This is a genomic window from Halomonas sp. 25-S5, from assembly GCF_029889845.1.
Taxonomy (GTDB): Bacteria; Pseudomonadota; Gammaproteobacteria; order Pseudomonadales; family Halomonadaceae; genus Halomonas.
In genome coordinates this window covers 94,129-114,752 of the sequence record NZ_JARANV010000005.1, presented here as the reverse complement: position 1 = coordinate 114,752, position 20,624 = coordinate 94,129, and the positions used below count along the sequence as shown (strand labels likewise).

Here is a 20,624-nt window from a genome sequence, read left to right as displayed (position 1 = left end):
GGCTCCGGAAGAAGAACATTGACAATATGTTAGATGCTGCGTTGCGCCAGTCGCTCCAGGCGGAACAGCAGTTCGCCGAAGGGACCCTGAGCCAGCCCTTCCTCGCGACCGTCGAGGAGGTTCTTGACCGTCAGGCCCAGCTCGGTGTCGCCCTCAATTAGCAGGCGACGCTGGAAGAACAGGCTGTCGGGATCCTCGCGCCGGGTGGCGAGACATAAAAACTCGCGCCAGCCGCCGCGGATGGTGGCCTCGCCCGGCTCGCGGCAGAGCACCAGGCGCTGCGCCTCGAGGCTCAGTGTCAGCGTCACGCCGAGGTCCTCGATGGCCAGGCTGATCCGGCGCCCTTCCAGGGCATCGAACTCGCCCTCCTCCAGCGGCTCGGCGAAGGTGCGGTTGAGAACCGGCTCCACCAGCCGCCGCTTGACGGCCAGGGGCACGCAGGGGTCCAGGGTGCGGATCAGACGGCTCGGCACGGGCGGGCGCGGAAGCGACAGTGACGGTAGGGGCAGGGACATGAAGGTTCTCCTGATGACGTCGACGCGGCTGGGCCGCCGAACCGCTCATCCTAGGGGCCATCTAAACCGCCTGCACTGACGTGCGTCAAGCCGTCGCCGGCACCGTGGATCCCGCTGGGCCAGTACCATATATAGACCACTGGCCAGACTCAAGCACAAGATGTGCAAAAAATGTCACCACGCCGCCCAGAGCGCCGCCGCGCCGGTGATGCGCCGCTCCGCTCGCTGTGGCGATGCCGACACAGCGGGCCGATGCGAGGAGGCGCACATCTTCCGCGCGCCTTTGGCCCGTGCATCTTCGTTGAACCACAATCTATGAATATAATCTAATGGATTAATCTGGTGCACAATTTTCGCACTTTTGAAGGTTTTAGGCTCAACATCATGTCTATTCTCCGCATGGCCCATGCAGTTGCTGCATAATGGTGCATTGCCTTATAGTGCAGCTGACCCGTTTCGACCGCACAGGAACCTTCCCATGCCCTACGTCCACGATACCCTCGAGGCCCTACGCAAGAGCAGCCCGGCCCAGACCGAATTCTACCAAGCCGCGGAGGAGGTACTGGAGTGCCTGCGCCCGCTCTTCGAGCACAGCCCCCACTACCTCGACCACAACATCATCGAGCGCATTGTCGAGCCGGAACGCCAGATCATGTTCCGCGTCTGCTGGACCGACGACGCCGGCAAGGTGCAGGTCAACAAGGGCTACCGCGTCCAGTTCAATTCCGCCCTCGGCCCCTACAAAGGTGGGCTGCGTTTCCACCCCAGCGTCACCTCGGGCACCATCAAGTTCCTGGGCTTCGAGCAGATCTTCAAGAATGCCCTGACCGGGCTGTCCATCGGCGGCGGCAAAGGCGGGTCGGACTTCGAGCCCAAGGGCCGGTCGGACGGCGAGATCATGCGCTTCTGCCAGGCCTTCATGAGTGAGCTCTATCGCCACATCGGCCCGACCACCGACGTGCCGGCCGGCGATATCGGCGTGGGGGCCCGCGAGATCGGCTTCCTCTACGGCCAGTACAAGCGCCTGACCGGCCGTTACGAGGGCGTGCTGACCGGCAAGAGCCTCAACTGGGGCGGCTCCATCGGGCGCAAGGAGGCCACCGGCTACGGTGCTGTCTACTTCGCCGAGAACATGCTCGAGGCCCGCGGCGAGACCCTGGAGGGCAAGACCTGCCTGGTCTCCGGTGCCGGCAACGTGGCCATCTACACCATCGAGAAGCTCTATGAGCTCGGCGCGATCCCCATCACCTGCTCGGACTCCCGGGGCACCCTCCATCACGCCCGCGGCATCGATCTCGACCTGCTCAAGGAGCTCAAGGAGGTCAAGCGCGTCTCGCTGGAGGCCTACCTGGAGACGCATCCCGAGGCGCGCTACCTGCCGGTCGGCGACTACCCGGCCGACGGCCATGCGGTCTGGCGCATCGAAGGCGACGTGGCCTTCCCCTGTGCCACCCAGAACGAGCTGACCGAGGCCGATGCCGAGGCCCTGCTGGGCAATGGCGTGACCTGCATCAGCGAGGGGGCCAACATGCCCTCCACTGCCGCGGCTGTGGACCGCTTCCTGGCCGCGAAGGCCGCCTACGGCCCCGGCAAGGCGGCCAATGCCGGCGGTGTGGCCACCAGCCAGCTGGAGATGGCCCAGAACAGCAGCATGGAGCAGTGGCCGCTGGAGAAGGTGGACACCAGGCTCAAGGAGATCATGGCCAATATCCACCGCCAGTGCGCCGAGACCGCCGAGGAGTTTGACGACCCCACCAACCTGGTGCTGGGCGCCAACATCGCCGGCTTCCGCAAGGTAGCTGATGCCATGATCGAGCAGGGCGTCGTCTGAGCCCGCCGCCGCTCGACTTCCATCTAATGCGACACGGCGCCCCTCGGGGCGCCGTGTCGTGTCGGCAGGTGATCGGGGCTTAGACGGTGCGCGAGTAGCGTCCCGGACCGTGGCCCAGGTAGGCATCGAAGGCCATGGCGGCGTTGCGCATCATCAACCGCCCGGCCGGCAGTACCGCGATGCTCCCGTCATCGATCGCCAGCAAGCCGTCGTCCGCCATCTCTTCCAGCTCGGCGAGTGCGTCGGCAAAATAGTTGCGAAAGTCGATATCGTGATCCGCCTCGATCGCGGCGAAGTCGATGCGGCCATGGCACATCAGGGCGTTGATCACATCGCGTCGCAGCAGGTCATCGGCGTTCAGGCGGTAACCGCGCATCACCGGCAGCCGTCCCGCCTCGAGGCGCGCCTGGTACTGAGCCGTCTCCTTGACGTTCTGGCTGTAGCTGTCGCCCACCTTGCCAATGGCGGTATTCCCCAGGCCGATCAGGTCGCAGTCGGCATGCGTCGAGTAGCCCTGGAAGTTGCGCTGCAGGGTGCCGTTCTCCTTCGCCAGCGAGAGCTCGTCCTCGGGCAAAGCGAAATGGTCCATGCCGATATAGGCATAGCCGGCCTCGGTGAGGCGACGGATGGTCAGCTCCAGCAGCTCGATCTTGCGCTCCGGCGGCGGCATGTCCTCGGGGCGAATCAGCCGCTGGGCCTTGAACAGCTCTGGCAGGTGGGCATAGCTGTAGGCGGCGATGCGGTCCGGGCGCAGTCTGATGATCTTGTCCAGGGTGGCATCGAAGCTCGCTACGGTCTGCAGCGGCAGGCCGTAGATCAGGTCGACGCTCACCGACTGGAAGCCGGCCTCACGGGCCGCCCTCACCAGTTCCACCACCTGGGCCTCGCTCTGGACGCGGTTGACCGCCTCCTGGACCCTGGCGTCGAAGTCCTGCACGCCGAAGCTCAGGCGATTGAACCCCAGGAAATGGAGCTCGTGGATCTGCTCGGGGGTCACGGTGCGGGGATCCACCTCCAGGGAGAATTCCCGCGCCTCAGGCTCAGCGAAGTGGAAGGCGTCGTCCAGCGCGCCCATCAGCTCGCCGAGCTGGCCGTTGCTCAGGTAGGTGGGGGTGCCACCACCCAGGTGCAGCTGGGTCATGCGCCGCGAGTCGTCGAACAGCGCCCCCTGGAGCTCGACCTCACGCTTGAGCCAGGCAAGGTACTCCGCGGCCCGCTCGCGGTTGTGTGTGATGATCTTGTTGCAGGCGCAGTAGTAGCAGAGGCTCTCGCAGAACGGGATATGCACGTAGGCCGACAGCGGCTTGGGCGTCGCGGCCCGATTGCTGCGGGAGGCCTCGGCACGGTAGTCGTCCTCGGCGAAGGCCGCCTGGAACTGCGGCGCCGTGGGATAGGAGGTGTAGCGCGGCCCCGGGCGGTCGTATTTCTCGACCAGGGGGCGAATGAACGGCAGGGTGTCTTGCATGATCGAATCGAGCCTCTGGAACCGTAAGGCGGCGGCCGGGGCCGCCACCGCATGGGCGAATTATGCCAGCCATGACCGGGCGCGTCGGTACCCTTCAAGGGGTAGCTGACCTAGATCAAATCGCAGTAGAAGGCATCGTGGCAGCGGTTGCTCCCCGGCGACGCCAGTGCAAGAGCCGCCATGCCACCAGCAGCCAGGCAAGGCTCCAGGTCCCGGCGGCGCCCCACAGCGCCGGCAAACCGGCGAGTGGCAGCGCTAGCCTCAGCCCCGCCGCCAGGGTGAAGAGCCCGGCCAGGGGCGGCAGCCACCGCTCCTCCCCGGGGCGCCCCTTGGCCCTCAGGATGGCCTGACGCAGCATGATGCCGCTGGCCAGGGTGCCGAGCGCCCCCACGGTGATCGCATGGAGCCGGCCCGTCGGCGAGATCCCCGCCAGCAGGTCGCCCGCTATCAGCAGGGCGCCCACGCCCAGCCAGGTATAACCAAGCAGCAAGGCGAGCAGGTCCGGCCTGTCCCGAAGCGCCCAGGGTGTCCAGCGCCAGAGCCGCACCAGGACCAGTGCCCCGGCCAGCGTCAGCACCGCCCCGGCCAGCGGCCAAATCGGCGGCCAGATCGCCAGCAGCCCGGCCGCGCCCAGCAGGCCGATCAGGGCCGCCTCGAGCCGTGGTTGTACACCGGCCCCGGCCACCCGGTCGCGCGCCATCAGGTGTCCGTTCACCGCCGGGGCAATCACCCGTCCGCCCATGAAGGCCATCAGCAGCAGCAACCAGAGCACCCCCTGGTGGAGAAGGGGCGAGAGCAGACCCGGGAAGGCCAGGCGCGCCGCCAGGCTGGCCACCGCCAGCAGGCAGAGCAGCCCGAGCAATGGCGAGAGCAGACGGTTGCGCCACTTCTTGGCGGCCAGGAAACGCGGCACCAGTTGCCAGGCCAGCAGCAGGGCGAAGGCGGCGTCGGCCAGTAGGGCTGGCCAGGCCAGGGGGGCAACCAGAATGCCGGTGCGCCCCACCAGCCACAGCCCAGCCAGCACGACCAGCCGACGTTGAGGCAGTGGGCCCAGCAGATAGCCCGCGATCACCGCCAGGGCGAAGCCGAACAGCAGCTCGCGACCATGGGCCGCCGGTGTCGCCAGCGCCGGCAGGCCGCCGAACATCGCCGCCAGCGACAGCGGCACCGCCAGGGCCGCATGCAGGGCGGCGAGCGGAAAGAACAGCGCCCAGGCGGGACGCCGGTCGGTGCGACGGGTGCCACCGACTTGACCTGGATCACTGGCAAGGAACCATAACATGCATATAAATTACATCTTACGGGTGGCCACGCCAATCGCCCACCACGCGACCGAATGCCGCGGTCGCGAATCAAACCTAACAGGCATGATGTTAGAATAAATGGTTTTTTCACCACGCCTTGCGAGGCGTCCGACGCGCCGGGACACCCATGCACCTGACTCGATTCACCGACTATTCGCTACGCGTGCTGATCTACCTGGCCGTCAAGGGTGAGCAGCGCTCGACCATCACCGAGATCGCCGAGCGCTTCGAGATCTCCCGCAACCACCTGATGAAGGTCGTGCAGGACCTCAACCACCGCGGCTACATCACCTCCATCCGAGGCAAGAACGGTGGCCTGCTGCTCAAGCGTGCCCCGGAGACGATCCCCTTGGGCGAGCTGGTCCGCGACACCGAACGAGACCTCGCCCTGGTGGAGTGCTTCGGCGACGACAACGAGTGCATCATCACCCCCGCTTGCCGGCTGAAGCCGATCCTGGCCGAGGCGCTCGCCGCCTTCCTCGCCGTGCTCGACCACTACACCCTGGCCGACCTGCTCGGCCCGCAGCGCCCCAGACTGGTGCGGCTGCTGCAGCTCGACGATACCCCCGCGACGCCCGAGTCCTCCTGACCCCTACATTAGCACCTTCTTTTTACCTTTTGCGCTGCCGGGTCTAGGCTGAACATGACGCACGTCAAGCCTCACCCGGGCGACGGCTGGCATTATGACCTCGATCGCCCTATGGGCCCCCGCCCGACCCGGGCTTATTCAAGCACCTAAAGATGCATTTCGGAGATGTATTATGAAGTTACTGCTCGTAGCCGCCCTGCTGGGCGGGGCCTTCCTCGCCATGGACGCTCAGGCCGCCGGGGACCCGGAAGCCGGTAAGGGAAAGATCGCCGCCTGCGCCGCCTGCCACGGCACCGATGGCAAGGCCACCGCACCCATCTATCCGAACCTCGCCGGCCAGAACGTCGCCTACCTCGAGAACGCCCTCAAGGCCTATCGGGCCGGTGAACGGGGCGGTGGCATGTCCATGATGATGACCCCCCAGGCCCAGGCGCTGTCCGACGAGGACATCGCCGACATCGCCGCCTACTACGGCAGCCTCACGCCCTGACCTCGGGGCCGGCGCGCCGCGCGCCGCGCGCCGACCCCCTTCGTCAGCCGCCGCCATCTTCACCTGATGATGCGGGATCTCCTCATGTCACCACGTCGGCCCCGACTTGCCTCCACGATCAGCTGGCTGCTGTTATGCCTGATGAGCCTCTGCCTGACCTCCCCGGCCCTGGCAGTGACGACGAGTGCGTTGCAGGCCAGCTTCCCCGGGGCCGACCGGCTGGCGTCCGCCGACACCGAATGGCCGGTCAGCGAGGTCTATGCCGGCGACGAGTTGCTCGGCTACGTCTTCGAGACCGTGGATGTGGCGCCGATTCCCGCTTACTCCGGCAAGCCGGTCAACCTGCTGGTCGGCATCGACACCACCGGTCAGCTGACGCTCGCCAAGGTGCTTGATCACTCCGAGCCGATCATGCTGGTGGGCATCCCCGAGGAGAAGCTGCAGAATTTCGCCGGCGCCCATACCAATTTCAGCGTCAACGATAACCCCAAGATCGGTGACAACCTGGATGCCATCTCCGGCGCCACGGTCACGGTGATCGTCGTCAACGACACCATCATGCGTGCTGCCCGCCAGGTTGCCGCCGGCCTGGGCATCATCGAGGACCCTTCCGCCCAGCCCGCCGCCACGGTCAAGCCAAATGTCTTCGCAGCGGCCGACTGGCAGACCCTGACCGGTGACGGCACCATCCGCCGCCTTCGCCTGACGCACGGCCAGGTGGACGAGGCCTTCGTCGGCACGCCGGCGGAAGACTACCTGCGCACCCCGGCGCCCGCGGGCAAGACCTTCATCGATCTCTACTATACGTACCTGAACGCGCCCATGGCCGGGCGCAACCTGCTCGGCAAATCCCGCTACGACGCCCTGATGGAGAGCCTCGCGCCCGGCGAACACGCCATCGCACTGATGGCCAACGGCGAATACTCCTTCAAGGGCTCGGGCTACGTGCGCGGCGGCATCTTCGATCGCATCGAGGTGAGCCAGGACGGTCGCACCATCACCTTCCACGATCTGGACCATCAGCGGGTGGGCAGTTTCGATGTCGCGGGCATGCCGCGCATGGAGGAGAAGGACATCTTCATTATCCGCGAGGACGCCGGCTTCGACCCCGGCCGGCCCTGGCAACTGGACCTGCTGGTGCGTCGCGCCTCGGGCCCCCTGGACAGCGAGTTCACACGCTTCAGCGCCGACTACAGTATTCCCGACGCCTACGTCGAGCGCCCCGAGCCGGTGGTGGAGCGGCCCATCTGGGTACAGGTCTGGTACGACAAGGCCTTCCAGATCGCCGTGTTGGGCCTGGGCCTCGCGGTGCTCACCGGGGTCATGCTGTTCCAGGACGTGCTGGTGCGCTACCCGCGCATCCTCGAACCGCTGCGCATCGGCTTTCTGGTCTACACCCTGGTATTCATCGGCTGGTACGCCCTGGCCCAGATCTCGGTGGTCAATATCCTGACCTTCACCCATTCGCTGATCACCGACTTCAGCTGGAGCTCGTTCTTGATCGACCCGATGATGTTCATCCTCTGGGCGTTCGTGGCGGTCAGCCTGCTGCTGTGGGGACGCGGCGTGTTCTGCGGCTGGCTGTGCCCCTTCGGCGCCCTCCAGGACCTGGTCAACAAGGCCGCGCGCAAGCTGGGCGTCAAGCAGATCGAAGTCCCCTTCGGTCTGCACGAGCGGTTATGGGCGATCAAGTACATCATCCTGCTGGCGCTGTTCGCGCTCTCGCTGCACTCCCTGGGCACCGCCGAACGCTATGCCGAGGTCGAACCCTTCAAGACCGCTATCACCCTGCGCTTCCAGCGCGACTGGCCCTTCGTGCTCTACGCCTTGGGCCTGGTGGTGGTCTCGGCGTTCAACCACAAGTTCTACTGCCGCTATGTCTGCCCGCTGGGCGCCGGCCTGGCGATTCCTTCGCGGCTACGGCTGTTCGACTGGCTCAAACGCCACCGTGGCAGCTGCGGCACGCCGTGTCAGATCTGCGCCCAGGAGTGTGAGGTGGGCGCCATCCACCCCGACGGGCGCATCAACGCCAACGAATGCCACTACTGTCTCGACTGCCAGGTCACCTACTGGGATGACCAGCGCTGCCCGCCGATGGTCAAGCGACGCAAGCGCTACGAGAAGGCGACCCGGGTCTCCGGCAAGGGTACCGCCGGGACCTTCGACCCCGCAGCCCCCGGTGCCGAGGGTGCCGAGGGTGCCGAGGGTGCCATGCTGCAGCGTATTCCGATCCATCACGAGGAGTGAACCATGAGTGACGACAAGAAGCGGGAGCTGAAGGACATCGGCCGCCGCCACTTCCTGCGCAACAGCGCGGTGACCGGCGTGGCCGGCGCCGGGCTTGCCGGCGGTTTCGGCAGCGCGGCGGCACTGTTGCAGAGCCAGAAGGCTCGGGCAGCCAGCGAGAACGGCGAAGTCGCCATCGCCCCAGGCGAACTCGACGAATACTACGGCTTCTGGAGTGGCGGTCAGTCTGGCGAGGTGCGTATCCTCGGCGTTCCCTCGATGCGCGAGCTGATGCGCATCCCGGTGTTCAACGTCGATGGTGCCACCGGCTGGGGCATCACCAACGAATCCAAGCAGGTGCTGGGTGAGTCGGGCAAGTACCCCAATGGCGACGCCCACCACCCGCACATCTCCATGACAGATGGCCGCTACGACGGCAAGTATCTTTTCATCAATGATAAGGCCAACACCCGGGTGGCGCGTATCCGTCTGGACATCATGAAGACGGACAAGATCACCACCATTCCCAATGTCCAGGCGATCCACGGGCTGCGCCTGCAGAAGGTGCCGCATACCAAGTACGTGTTCGCCAACGCCGAGTATTTCATTCCCCATCCCAACGATGGGCAGAACATGGAGGATACCGAGAATCACTACACCATGTTCAACGCCCTCGACGCCGAGAGCATGGAGGTGGCCTGGCAGGTAATCGTCGACGGCAACCTGGACAACACCGACGCGGACTACACCGGGCGCTTCGTCGCCTCGACCTGCTACAACTCGGAGAAGGCCACCCAGCTGGCGGGCACCATGCGCGAGGAGCGCGACTGGGCGGTGGTGTTCGACGTCGAGGCCATCGAGGCCGCCGTAAACGCCGGCGAGTTCGAGACCTTGGGCGATAGCGAGGTGCCGGTGGTGGACGGTCGTCATGGCTCCAAGCTGACCCGCTACATCCCGATCCCCAAGAATCCCCACGGCCTCAACACTTCCCCGGACGGCAAGTACTTCATCGCCAACGGCAAGCTGTCGCCGACCTGCTCGATCATCGCCATCGACAAGCTGCCCGAGCTGTTCAATGATGCCATCGAGCCGCGCGATGCCGTGGTCGGTGAACCGGAGTTGGGGCTGGGGCCGCTGCACACCACTTTCGATGGTCGCGGCAACGCCTACACCACCCTGTTCATCGATAGTCAGATTGCCAAGTGGAACATCGAGGACGCCATCCGCAGCTACAACGGAGATGAGGTCAACTACCTGCGCCAGAAGATCGATGTGCATTATCAGCCTGGCCACAATCACGCCAGCTTGACCGAGACCCGAGACGCGGACGGCAAGTGGCTGGTGGTACTGTCCAAGTTCTCCAAGGATCGCTTCCTGCCGGTGGGCCCGCTGCGTCCCGAGAACGATCAGCTGATCGACATTTCCGGTGAGCAGATGAAGCTGGTGCACGACGGCCCGGCCTTTGCCGAGCCCCACGACTGCATCCTGCTGCGCGCGGATCAACTCAATCCGACCAAGCTGTGGGATCGCAACGACCCCTTCTTCGCCGAGACCCGGGCCAGAGCCGAAGAAGACAACATCGACCTGATGACCGACAACAAGGTCATCCGCGACGGCAACAAGGTAAGGGTCTACATGACCTCGGTGGCACCGCAGTACAACCTCACCGAATTCAAGGTCAAGCAGGGCGACGAGGTCACCGTGACCATCACCAACCTGGACCAGATCGAGGACCTGACCCATGGCTTCTGCATGGTCAACCATGGCGTTGCCATGGAGATCAGCCCGCAGCAGACCTCCAGTGTGACCTTCACAGCGGACAAGCCCGGCGTGCACTGGTACTACTGCAACTGGTTCTGCCACGCCATGCATATGGAGATGACGGGGCGGATGCTGGTCGAACCCGCATAAGGGTAGGTAACGATCCCCACATGTTGCTCGAAAACTGGGCCGGAGCATATTCCGGCCTTCTTTGGTTCACTGGCTCAGGAACGCCATGCGCACGCTCCTTTTGGCTCTCCTCCTTTCTGGCTTGTCCCCCGCGAGCTGGGCGGCCGACTTTCGGGCGAGCCCCGACGAACCGCTGCAGGCCCAGATCGACCGCACCCAGGCCGGGGATCGCCTGATCCTCGTCCCGGGACGCTATCCAGGATCGATCACTATCGATCATCCCCTGGACCTTCGCGGCGATGGCCAGGCCATCATCGACGGCCTGAGCCAAGGCCATGCGGTGACCATCAACGCCCCTGAGGTGACGCTCGAAGGGCTCGAGATCATCAACTGGGGCAAGAATCTCACCGAACTCGACGCCGGCATCTTCGTCACCGACCAAGGCGCCGACAGTATGATCCGCAACAACCGGATCGAAGGACCGGGCTTTGGTATCTGGCTGGATGCGGTCAGAGACGTCCGGGTCATCGACAATGTCATTCGCGGCGATACCGCACTGCGGTCCCAGGATCGCGGCAACGGCATTCACCTGTTCAACGTGCGCAATGTGCGGGTCGAGGGCAACGATATCGCCCGTACCCGGGACGGCATCTACATCGATAACAGCAGCCAGAGCACCCTGAGCGGTAACGAAATGCATGATCTGCGCTACGGCATCCATTACATGTACGCCTACGACAACCGCCTGGAGAACAACCTGACGCACGACACCCGCACCGGTTACGCGCTAATGCAGTCCAAGCGCCTGGCGGTGCTCGACAATCGCTCCGTCGACGATGAGAACTACGGTATTCTGATGAACAACATCACCGGATCGAAGCTCAAAGGCAACCGCATCGAGGGCATTCGCCAGCCAGTGAACGCCCGGGGTGAGGGCAAGATCAGCGGCGGCGACGGCAAGGCCATCTTCGTCTACAACTCCCAGTTCAACGAGTTTCTCGACAACCGCTTCGCCACCAGCGATATCGGCATCCATCTGACCGCCGGCTCCGAGGACAACGTCGTGCTCGGCAACGCCTTCGTCGACAACCGCCAGCAGGTCAAGTACGTGGCTACCCGCGCCCAGGAGTGGTCAGCAGACGGCCGCGGCAACTACTGGAGCGACTACCTGGGCTGGGACCTGGACGCCGACGGCATCGGCGACACCGCCTACGAACCCAACGACGCCATGGACCGCCTGCTGTGGCGCTATCCCGCCGCACGCCTGTTGATGAATAGCCCGGCGGTATTGGCGCTGCGCTGGGTACAGCGACAGTTCCCGGTGTTTCGTCCCCAGGGCGTCAAGGACAGCGCGCCGCTGATGACCGCTCCCACCCACGACGAGGCGGACACATGAATGACATCATCACCTTCAACGGCGTAACCAAACGTCACGGCGACGTCACCAGCCTCGCGGATCTCCATCTCGAGGTGCAGGAAGGCGAGGTGCTGGCCCTGCTGGGGCATAACGGTGCCGGCAAGACTACCGCCATGAAGCTGATCCTCGGGTTGATCGCCCCGAGCGAGGGCGAACTCAGGGTATTCGGCGCGGCGCCCCACGGCGCCGAGGCCGACCGGCTGCGCCGGCGGCTGGGCTTCCTGCCCGAGAACGTCGGCTTCTACGAGCAGTTGAGCGGCCGCGAGGTACTCGACTACTTCGCCCGGCTCAAGCGCGTCGACCGGCACCGGATCGACGACCGCCTCGAGCAGGTCGGCCTCGGCGAGGCGTCTCGGCGACGCGTCAAGACCTATTCCAAGGGCATGCGCCAGCGCCTCGGACTGGCCCAGGCGCTGCTCGGCGACCCGCGCCTGCTGCTGCTCGACGAGCCCACCACCGGCCTCGACCCGGCGGCGACCCGGGACTTCTACGCCACGGTCCGGGCACTGCGCGACCAAGGCTGCACGGTGCTGCTGTCATCCCATGTGCTCCCCGGGGTGGAGCCCTACATCGACCGGGCGTTGATCCTCGGCGGCGGCAAGCGCCTGGCGCTGGGCAGCCTCGACGAACTGCGCCGCCAGGCCGAGCTGCCACTGACCATTCGCGCCAAGGGCGACTGGTCGATCACCCCCCCACCGGCAGACCTGCCGGCCCATGAGACGCAGCGCCTCAACGGCCATGCCTGCGAGTTCCGCGTGCACCCGGCGAACAAGATGCGGGTTCTAAGGTGCCTGACCACCACGCCCGGCATCGAGGATATCGAGCTGCTGCCGCCCAGCCTGGAGAACCTCTATACCCACTTTTCCGCCACCGAATCACCGCGAGGTCAGTCATGAACGCGGTATTGAGCGTCGCGCGCAAGGAGTTCCGGGACGGCCTGCGCAACCGCTGGGTGCTGGCCATCGCCCTGGTACTGGCCATTCTCGCCGTGGGCATCGCCTACTTCGGTGCCGCCGCCAGCGGTGAGCTAGGCTTCACGTCGCTGGCCACCACCGTGGTCAGCCTATCGACCCTGGCGGTGTTCCTGATCCCGCTGATCGCCCTGCTGCTGGCCTACGACGCCATCGTCGGCGAGCAGGAGGCCGGCACCCTGCTATTGCTGCTCACCTACCCACTGAGCCGATCACAGCTGCTGCTGGGCAAGTTCTTCGGCCATGGGCTGATCCTGGCCGTCGCTACCGCCCTGGGCTTCGGTATCGCCGGCATCGCCATCGCCCTCGGCGCCCCGGGGGTCGATCTGCTGGCACTCGCCGGCAGCATCGGCCTGCTGATCGTCAGCAGCGTGCTTCTGGGTTGGGTGTTCATCGCCTTCGCCTATCTAATCAGCGTCTGGGTCACGGAAAAGGCCCAGGCCGCGGGGCTCGCCTTGATCGTCTGGTTCCTGTTCGTGCTGGTCTTCGACCTGGCGCTACTGGCGCTGCTGGTCAGCGTCGAGCGGGGCGGCGACTGGCTCCCCTGGCTGCTGCTGCTCAACCCCACCGAGTGCTTCCGCCTGATCAACCTGGCCGGCTTCGAGGCCGCCCGCAGCTACACCGGCCTCACCTCCATCGCCGAGGGTGGCACCTTCCGGCCCGCCGTGGTCACCGCCATCCTGGTGGCCTGGATCCTGGTGCCCCTGGGCCTGGCGCTGCTGCGCTTCCGGCGCCGCGCCGCCTGAGTCCGCTGCCGACCCTCTTCACCGCTCCCGTAGAGAGACCCCATGAAAAAGCTGCTTCTGCCGCTCCTCCTGATCGTCGTCCTGCTGCTCGCCGCCTGCGGCGAGTCCGAGCCCGAGGCGCTGGCCGCCGCCCAGCCCATCGAGGCCGGCGACAGCTGCCATGTCTGCGGCATGCTGATCAGTGAGCACCCCGGCCCCAAGGGCGAGGCCTTCATGGAAGCGCAGGGCGAGGCGCTGAAGTTCTGCTCCACCATGGACCTGTTCGCCTTCCTCAAGCAGCCCGAGAACGAGACCCGCCTCTCCCACGCCTATGTCCACGACATCGGGGTGACGTCCTGGGGCAAGCCCTCGGACGAGGCCTTCATCCTGGCCAGCGAGGCCTGGTACGTGGTGGGCCACGACCGGCGCGGCAGCATGGGCCACACCCTGGCGTCGTTTGCCGAACAGGCCGACGCCGAGGCGTTCCGCGAGGCGCACGGCGGCGAGCTGGTGGTCTATGACGACATCACCCTCGACCTGCTGGGTCGCCTGGGCCGCGGCGAGCTGGGTGGCGACATAGAAGGAATGGACGATCAAGGCGCGATGGAGACTGCCCACTGAGCCCTAGAAGCCTGTCGGCGCCAATCGCTCAATGAATTGAGCTCCCACAAGAGCCTGGCACTGCCACCCCGTGGGAGTGATCTTCAGATCACGATGGAGGCCGAAGGCCTCCCGGCGGCGCATCCATCGCTCCGTAAACCGAGCTCCCAAAGAGTGCCTGCGCCATGCTAGCCTCGGGCGCGTCCCCGGTCCGAGGAAGCCCCCGTCATGCCCTGCCGTACCCCATCCCTGCTGAAGCTCCTGCTGCCGCTACTCTTGACGATATGCCTGCTGCTGGCCGGCCCCGCCGCGGCCACCGACTACAATACCGGCGACGTCCAGGCCCATGGCGGCTGGCACTCCCTGGTGCTGTCGCTGGGCGAGGATCGCCACTTCCGCGCCATCGACCAGCAGAGCTACAGCGACGCCATCTTCAGCGTCAACGCCAGCGCCGGGGCCTGCGACCTGCCGTGGCTGGAGCTGCGCGTGGCGCTCGCCGAGAACCAGTCAGAGAGCGCCACGGTGAACCGGGTGCCTGCCGACCTGCGTGTCGATCTCGCGTCCATCCACAGCGGTAGTGCCGCCTTCGTCACCGAACGCGGCGACGATGGCTTCTACGTGCGCTTCGCGCTCCCCGAGCTGGACCTGCTGCTCGAGGAGATGGCCGAGGGGGAGCTGCTGCGCCTACGCATGATGCGCGGCGAGGACGATCCCTGGTTCATGGTCCTCGGCCTGGAGGGCGCCGGCGAGGCGATCGAACGCATGCGCCGCCTCTGTGAGGCGGCAGGGGGCTGAACACGCAGTGCCGTATTCGTATATAGTGCAGCGAGATCAGCAGCTTGAGGCGAGCCCGTTGGCCGGCCGAGGTCGTCTCAGGCGCGCGGCCGGCGACTCTCGTCGCGCAGCGCGGCCAGCGCAGGCCCCAGGTCCTCGGCCAGCGCGGCCACCGCCGGCCGCGCATGGAAGTAGCCCTGCTGGCGGGTGATGCCGGCCCGCGCCAGCCATAGTGCCTCCTCCCGGGTCTCCACGCCTTCGGCGATAAGCAGGATGTCGAGCTCGTCGGCCAGTGACTTCACGGCTTGCAGCAGGACCTGGCGGCGACGGTCGCCGTCGCAGCCCATGATCAGTTCACGGTCGACCTTTAGGCGGTCGGGGGTGAGGTCGGTGAGCAGGTCCAGGTTGGCGTAGCCGTTGCCGAAGTCGTCCAGCGCCGTGGCGAAGCCCATGGCGCGATAGGCCTCGATGATGCCGCGCAGGTGCTGACGGTCACGGACCCGTTCGGTCTCAGTGATCTCGAAGACGATGCGCTCGGTGGGCCAGCCGACCCGGGCCGAGACGTCCAAGGTCGCCTGGATGCAGGCCTCGGGCTCATAGACCGCATTGGGCAGGAAGTTGATCGACAGGTTCTCGCGCATGCCCAGCGCGCTGGCCATCTCGATGGCCCGCACCCGGCACGCCTGGTCGAAGCGGTAGAGCAGGTCGTCGGTGACTTGGGCGAGGACACTCCAGGCCGACTCCCCCGCCGGCCCCCGCACCAGCGCCTCGTAGGTGGTGATCCGCGCCGCGTCCACATCGACGATCGGCTGGAAGGCCATGGTGAAGTCGAAGGGCAGCTCCCCTTCGCAGCGGCCGCAGTGCCCCGCGACTCGCGCACAGCTCGACATCGGCGGCTCCTTGTCAGTGCTTGTCGGTCTCCTCCCCGGCAATCGGTGCGGGGAGCACCACTATCCCAAGCGCGAGGGGGTGACGCAATCCTCCGGGCCGGGCATCGGCGACGCCCAGGGCGGTGAGTCAGTGGCGAATGATGTAATCGAAGGCGCCCAGGGCCGCCTTGGAGCCCTCGCCCATGGCGATGACGATCTGCTTGTAGGGCACGGTGGTCACGTCGCCGGCGGCGAAGATGCCGGGCACCGAGGTCATGCCGTGGGCATCGACCACGATCTCGCCGCGCTCGGAGAGCTCGATGGGCGAGTCCTGCAGCCACTCGGTGTTGGGCACCAGGCCGATCTGCACGAACACGCCCTCCAGCTCGACCTTCCTGATCTCGCCGCTGGCGCGCTCTTCAAAGGTCAGGCCATTGACGCGCGTGCCGTCGCCGTTCACCTCGGTAGTGCGGGCGCCGAGGATGATCTCCACGTTGGACAGGCTGCGCAGCTTCTTCTGCAGCACCGCGTCGGCGCGCATCTCATCCATGAACTCGATCAGGGTGACATGACCCACGATGCCGGCCAGATCGATGGCCGCCTCGACGCCGGAGTTGCCGCCGCCGATCACCGCCACGCGCTTGCCCTTGAACAGCGGGCCGTCGCAGTGGGGGCAGTAGGCCACGCCCTTGTTGCGGTACTCGGCCTCGCCGGGCACGCCTGTCTCGCGCCAGCGGGCGCCGGTGGCCAGCACCAGGGTCTTGCTCTTGAGGCTGGCGCCGGATTCGAACTGCACCTCGTGCTCCTCGCCGGGCCGGCCGGGCACCAGCTTGACCGCCCGCTGCAGGTTCATGATGTCGACCTCATACTCCTTGACGTGCTCTTCCAGCGCCGCGGCCAGCTTGGGGCCCTCGGTGCGAGGCACGGAGATGAGGTTCTCGATGCCCATGGTGTCGAGCACCTGGCCGCCGAAACGCTCGGCGGCGACGCCGGTGCGGATGCCCTTGCGTGCGGCATAGACCGCCGCCGCGGCACCGGCCGGGCCGCCACCGATCATCAGGGTATCGAAGACCGGCTTCTCGCCCAGCTTGGCAGCCTCGCGCTCGGCGGCCCCGGTATCCACCTTGGCCAGGATCTGCTCCAGGCTCATGCGCCCCTGGTCGAAGGGCTCACCGTTGAGGTAGACGCTGGGCACCGACATTATCTCGCGCGCTTCCACCTCGTCCTTGAACAGCGCGCCGTCGATGGCCACGTGGTGGACGCCCGGGTTGAGGATGGCCATCAGGTTGAGCGCCTGGACCACGTCAGGACAGTTCTGGCAGGAAAGCGAGAAGTAGGTCTCGAAATGGAGCTCCCCCTCGAGGCCCTTGATCTGCTCGACCACCTCATCCGAGGCCTTGGGCGGATGGCCACCCACCTGCAGCAGCGCCAGCACCAGGGAGGTGAACTCGTGGCCCATGGGCAGGCCGGCGAAGACGACGCCGGTTTCGTGACGCTGGCCGGTCTCCTCGCCGGGGCGATTGAGCGCGAAGGAGGGACGGCGCGCGTCCTGGCCATCGAGCCTCAGGGTGATCTTGTCGGTCAGGCCGACGATATCGGTGAGCAGGCCGTGCAGTTCCTTGGACTTGTCGCCGTCATCGAGGGACGCGACGATCTCGAAGGGCTGGGTGACCTTTTCCAGATAGGCTTTGAGCTGGCTTTTCAGATTGTCGTCCAACATGACAGCGACATTCCTTCATGTTCGGGTGTCGGGGGTGGAGGCATGAGGGGACCGGGACGTCCCATGCGGGGAGGCCCAGTTCGCTCATGCTTCCGGAATCAGGGCCCGGGCAGGGGATACCCGGGCGGGGACGGGCGAGGCCGGAGAGGGCCTCGCCGGCAGGGGCAGATCGCTTAGATCTTGCCGACCAGGTCCAGGGACGGAGACAGGGTCGCTTCGCCTTCTTCCCACTTGGCCGGGCAGACTTCGTTCGGGTTGGCACGCACGTACTGGGCGGCCTTGACCTTGCGCAGCAGCTCCTCGGCGTTGCGGCCGATGTTGCCGGCGTTCAGCTCGATGATCTGGATCTTGCCGTCGGGGTCGACCACGAAGGTGCCGCGCTCGGCGATACCGGCATCCTCGATCAACACCTCGAAGTTGCGCGAGATGGCGTGGGTCGGGTCGGCCAGCATCGGGTACTGCAGCTTGTTGATGGTCTCGGAGCTGTCGTGCCAGGCCTTGTGGGTGAAGTGGGTGTCGGTGGAGACGCTGTAAATCTCGACGCCCAGCTTCTTGAACGCCTCGTAGTGGTCTGCCAGGTCACCCAGCTCGGTGGGGCAGACAAAGGTGAAGTCGGCCGGATAGAAGAAGAAGATGTTCCACTGGCCCTTCAGGCTCTCCTCGGTGACGTCGATGAACTCGCCATGGTGGTAGGCAGTGGCCTTGAACGGCTTGACTTCGGTGTTCAGCAGCGACATTCGGTAGTGCTCCTTTCGACTTTCGTTGAATAAGTAACGGCGATACGGGATGTATGGTAGCCCGTATCCGCTGATAGCGTAAATTGAATGGCGTCATGGACCTGATAATTCAAGCCTATGGCCCACGGGGCGGGCATCAGCCGATGTCCACCGCCTCGCCATGGCGGTCGAAGGCCAGGAACTGGGAGATGTTGCCCATCTTGAGCGACTCGACCATGCGGTTGAGGTGCTGTTCGGCCTGGGCCTGGGCGTCCTCGCCGGCCAGGGCCGCCACGAAGACGATGTCCCAGTCGGCCCCGGTCTCCCGGGATTCTTCCACCAGCGCGGCCATGTCGGAGAGCTCCTCCGGGGCCTTGTCGACGCAGACCACCGGCGTCAGCACGCCGCCCTCGCCCTGCTCGAAGCGACGCCGCTGCGCCTCGCTGGGATGGTCCGGCAGCTCGGCGCGGGTGAAGACGAACAACAGGCGCTGCAGCTCTGACTGGGCACGCGCCTCGTCCAGCAAGTCGGCATAACGGGAAATGGCCACGGGCACTCCTCCGGATCGGGATGGTATCGGGGCAGGCAGCGTAACGGGCCGGCTCCGCTTCGGGAAGGGGGATTCGCGGCCCATGCGACCCAGGTCACGTTCCGGAGCGCCGATGGACCCTCTACCCCGCCGCGGCCCGGTCAGCTGCCCGATGCCACCCGCGACGCCGCGCGCAGGCGTAGTTCCAGGCGCCGCTCATAGAGCCCCTTGGTTACCAGGGTCCCGAGCACCAGCCCGCCCCCGGCCAGGGCGATCGGTGCCGGGGTCTCGCCCAGCAGCCACCAGGCCCAGAGGGTGCCGACCACCACCTCCAGGAGCAGCAGCAGGCCGACCTCGGCGGCGGGCAGATAGAGAGGCCCGCGCTGCAGCAGGGTCACCCCCGTGGGCACGATGAACAGGCACAGCAGGACCACCAGCAACCAGCGATCGATGGGCGGCATGTCGATCCCGCCACCCCCCAGCAGCAGCACCAGGGCGGCGCCACCGCCCACAATGAGGCCGTTGAACACCAGCATCGGGCTCATGTCCACGCCGGGGCGCCGACGGCAGAGCGTGAAGTTGAGCGCCAGGGTGGTGGCGGCCATGAGGGCGAAGGCATTGCCCACCCAGGAGCCGACCCCGGTGTCGTCGATCACGATCATCCCGATGCCCAGCATGCACAGCCCGATCGAAAGCCAGGTGCGGCGCGGCAACCGCTCGGCGAGGATCGCGCGGGACAGCAGGGCGGCGATCAGCGGCGCCCCCGCCAGGATCAGCAAGACATTGCCCGCCTTGGTGTACTGGTTGCCCAGCACGAAGCCGCAGGTCGTCAGGCTGAAGAGCAGCGCCACGGCGATGCCGGTGCCGCCGCAGCGCCGGTAGGCGGCCAGGGTGCCGCGGCCGTAGCGCGCCAGGGCGATCACCAGAAAGCCCAGCGCCGAGAGGATCCCCCGCCACATCAGGATCTCGGCGTCCGGCAGGGCCGCCAGCTTGATCAGCAGGGCATCCGGCGACATGATCAGCGCCCCGCCCCCGGTCAGCAGCAGGCCCTGCTGGCGATGGGAGAGCCCGGCACCCGACCGCCCTACCCTCACGGCCGTGCCTCCCTCACGCCTTTTCCCCCTCCAGGACGCGGATGACGTCCGGCACCGTCAGGCCCTGGTCATCGATCCCCGCATACAGTGCCTCCACCGCCTCGGCGACCCGGCGACCGGCCCCCAGCTCGTCGGTCATGGCATGGTAGTAGCCCAGGTCCTTGCTGGCATTGGCCACGCTGAAGCGGAAGCCCGACGCGTCGCCCTCGGCGATGAAGGGCCGCAGGCGGTCGAAGACCACCCCGCCACCGCCGCCCTTGCCCACCACCTCCAGGAAGGCCGCATCGTCGATACCCGCCCGGCGTGACGCCGCGGTCGCCTCGGCCAGCACCGCCGAGAAGCCCAGCGAGACAAAGTTGTGCAGCAGCTTCAGAGTGTGCCCGGCCCCCACCTCGCCGGCATGGGTGATGTTCTCGGCAACGCAGGCGAGCAGAGGCCGCATCTGCGCGAACAGCGCCGGGGACGCCCCCACGATCAGGTTCAGGCGCCCCTCCTCCGCCTCACGGGGGGTCCGGGTCATGGCGGCATCCATGAAGTGGCCGCCGGCCTCCACCACCCGGGCGGCAACCCTGGCCGTGGAGCTGGGCAGCGCCGTGGAGCAGTCGATCACCACACCCCCCGGCACCAGTCCCTCCAGCACCCCACCGGGCTCGAAGAGTGCCGCCTCGACCTGGGGGGAGCCGGTCACGCAGAGCAGCACCGCATCCGCGGCCTCGGCCACCTCGCGCCCCGTGCCTGCCATATGAGCGCCCGCTTGCACCAGGTCGTCCACCGGCTGGTTGCCGGAATGCTCCAGAATCGTCAGCGGATAGCCGCCCCGGAGGATATTGCGGGCGATGCCGTGGCCCATCAGGCCGGCCCCGACCAGGCCGATACGCAGCGTCTGTGTCATCTTCTCC

Annotated in this window: 19 protein-coding genes; 10 read left to right on the top strand and 9 right to left on the bottom strand. The window is 66.4% G+C overall.

Annotated elements, in window-relative coordinates:
* Positions 1-29: 29 nt before the first annotated feature.
* Complete coding sequence (locus tag OP498_RS05880; protein WP_280546884.1) at positions 30-515, bottom strand: SCP2 sterol-binding domain-containing protein; 486 nt, start codon at positions 513-515, stop codon at positions 30-32.
* A gap of 478 nt (positions 516-993) precedes the next feature.
* On the opposite strand from OP498_RS05880, the gene gdhA reads away from it, so the two are divergent.
* On the top strand, positions 994-2,346 hold the full coding sequence (gene gdhA, locus OP498_RS05875; RefSeq protein ID WP_280546883.1) for an NADP-specific glutamate dehydrogenase: 1,353 nt from the start codon (positions 994-996) through the stop codon (positions 2,344-2,346).
* 79 nt (positions 2,347-2,425) lie between these two features.
* Here the strand turns inward: gdhA and hemN are convergent, their stop codons facing one another.
* Complete coding sequence (hemN, locus tag OP498_RS05870; protein WP_280552926.1) at positions 2,426-3,811, bottom strand: oxygen-independent coproporphyrinogen III oxidase; 1,386 nt, start codon at positions 3,809-3,811, stop codon at positions 2,426-2,428.
* Positions 3,812-3,926: 115 nt separating this feature from the next.
* Positions 3,927-5,093 carry an NnrS family protein gene (locus tag OP498_RS05865; protein ID WP_280552925.1) on the bottom strand — a complete coding sequence of 389 codons (1,167 nt, stop codon included), beginning with the start codon at positions 5,091-5,093 and terminating at the stop codon, positions 3,927-3,929.
* A gap of 149 nt (positions 5,094-5,242) precedes the next feature.
* Here OP498_RS05865 and OP498_RS05860 point away from each other — a divergent pair, with 149 nt between their 5' ends.
* The 9 genes from OP498_RS05860 (at position 5,243) to OP498_RS05820 (ending at position 14,818) form a co-directional block, all read left to right on the top strand.
* Positions 5,243-5,704: an Rrf2 family transcriptional regulator gene (locus tag OP498_RS05860; protein WP_280552924.1), complete on the top strand. Its 462-nt coding sequence runs from the start codon at positions 5,243-5,245 to the stop codon at positions 5,702-5,704.
* 172 nt (positions 5,705-5,876) lie between these two features.
* Positions 5,877-6,194 carry a cytochrome c gene (locus OP498_RS05855; protein ID WP_280552923.1) on the top strand — a complete coding sequence of 106 codons (318 nt, stop codon included), beginning with the start codon at positions 5,877-5,879 and terminating at the stop codon, positions 6,192-6,194.
* A gap of 84 nt (positions 6,195-6,278) precedes the next feature.
* Positions 6,279-8,441, top strand: a complete 2,163-nt coding sequence (locus OP498_RS05850; protein ID WP_280552922.1) for a NosR/NirI family protein — start codon at positions 6,279-6,281, stop codon at positions 8,439-8,441.
* A 3-nt stretch (positions 8,442-8,444) separates the two neighbouring features.
* The gene (gene nosZ / locus OP498_RS05845; protein WP_280552921.1) at positions 8,445-10,331 is read left to right on the top strand and encodes a TAT-dependent nitrous-oxide reductase; all 1,887 of its coding nucleotides are present in this window, start codon (positions 8,445-8,447) and stop codon (positions 10,329-10,331) included.
* Between the two features lie 85 nt (positions 10,332-10,416).
* Positions 10,417-11,706 carry a nitrous oxide reductase family maturation protein NosD gene (locus OP498_RS05840; protein ID WP_280552920.1) on the top strand — a complete coding sequence of 430 codons (1,290 nt, stop codon included), beginning with the start codon at positions 10,417-10,419 and terminating at the stop codon, positions 11,704-11,706.
* Complete coding sequence (locus OP498_RS05835) at positions 11,703-12,623, top strand: ABC transporter ATP-binding protein (RefSeq protein WP_280552919.1); 921 nt, start codon at positions 11,703-11,705, stop codon at positions 12,621-12,623. The genes OP498_RS05840 and OP498_RS05835 overlap by 4 nt, the downstream gene beginning before the upstream one ends.
* On the top strand, positions 12,620-13,444 hold the full coding sequence (locus tag OP498_RS05830; protein ID WP_280552918.1) for an ABC transporter permease: 825 nt from the start codon (positions 12,620-12,622) through the stop codon (positions 13,442-13,444). The genes OP498_RS05835 and OP498_RS05830 overlap by 4 nt, the downstream gene beginning before the upstream one ends.
* Positions 13,445-13,486: 42 nt before the next feature.
* A complete protein-coding gene (locus OP498_RS05825) occupies positions 13,487-14,044 on the top strand; it encodes a nitrous oxide reductase accessory protein NosL (protein WP_280552917.1) in 558 nt (185 codons plus the stop codon).
* 207 nt (positions 14,045-14,251) lie between these two features.
* The gene (locus tag OP498_RS05820; RefSeq protein WP_280552916.1) at positions 14,252-14,818 is read left to right on the top strand and encodes a hypothetical protein; all 567 of its coding nucleotides are present in this window, start codon (positions 14,252-14,254) and stop codon (positions 14,816-14,818) included.
* Positions 14,819-14,895: 77 nt separating this feature from the next.
* On the opposite strand, the gene OP498_RS05815 is transcribed toward OP498_RS05820, so the two are convergent.
* The 6 genes from OP498_RS05815 to OP498_RS05790 form a co-directional block, all read right to left on the bottom strand.
* Positions 14,896-15,687 carry an EAL domain-containing protein gene (locus OP498_RS05815; protein ID WP_280552915.1) on the bottom strand — a complete coding sequence of 264 codons (792 nt, stop codon included), beginning with the start codon at positions 15,685-15,687 and terminating at the stop codon, positions 14,896-14,898.
* Positions 15,688-15,814: 127 nt separating this feature from the next.
* Complete coding sequence (ahpF, locus tag OP498_RS05810; protein WP_280552914.1) at positions 15,815-17,386, bottom strand: alkyl hydroperoxide reductase subunit F; 1,572 nt, start codon at positions 17,384-17,386, stop codon at positions 15,815-15,817.
* Between the two features lie 173 nt (positions 17,387-17,559).
* Positions 17,560-18,123 (bottom strand): alkyl hydroperoxide reductase subunit C, encoded by a 564-nt coding sequence (gene ahpC, locus OP498_RS05805; RefSeq protein WP_280552913.1) that lies wholly within the window; start codon positions 18,121-18,123, stop codon positions 17,560-17,562.
* A gap of 136 nt (positions 18,124-18,259) precedes the next feature.
* A complete protein-coding gene (locus OP498_RS05800) occupies positions 18,260-18,652 on the bottom strand; it encodes a ribonucleotide reductase subunit alpha (protein ID WP_280552912.1) in 393 nt (130 codons plus the stop codon).
* Positions 18,653-18,792: 140 nt separating this feature from the next.
* Entirely contained in the window at positions 18,793-19,725 is a 933-nt protein-coding gene (locus tag OP498_RS05795) for a DMT family transporter (protein ID WP_280552911.1), read from the bottom strand.
* Positions 19,726-19,738: 13 nt separating this feature from the next.
* Positions 19,739-20,617: an NAD(P)-dependent oxidoreductase gene (locus tag OP498_RS05790; RefSeq protein WP_280552910.1), complete on the bottom strand. Its 879-nt coding sequence runs from the start codon at positions 20,615-20,617 to the stop codon at positions 19,739-19,741.
* Positions 20,618-20,624: the final 7 nt, after the last annotated feature.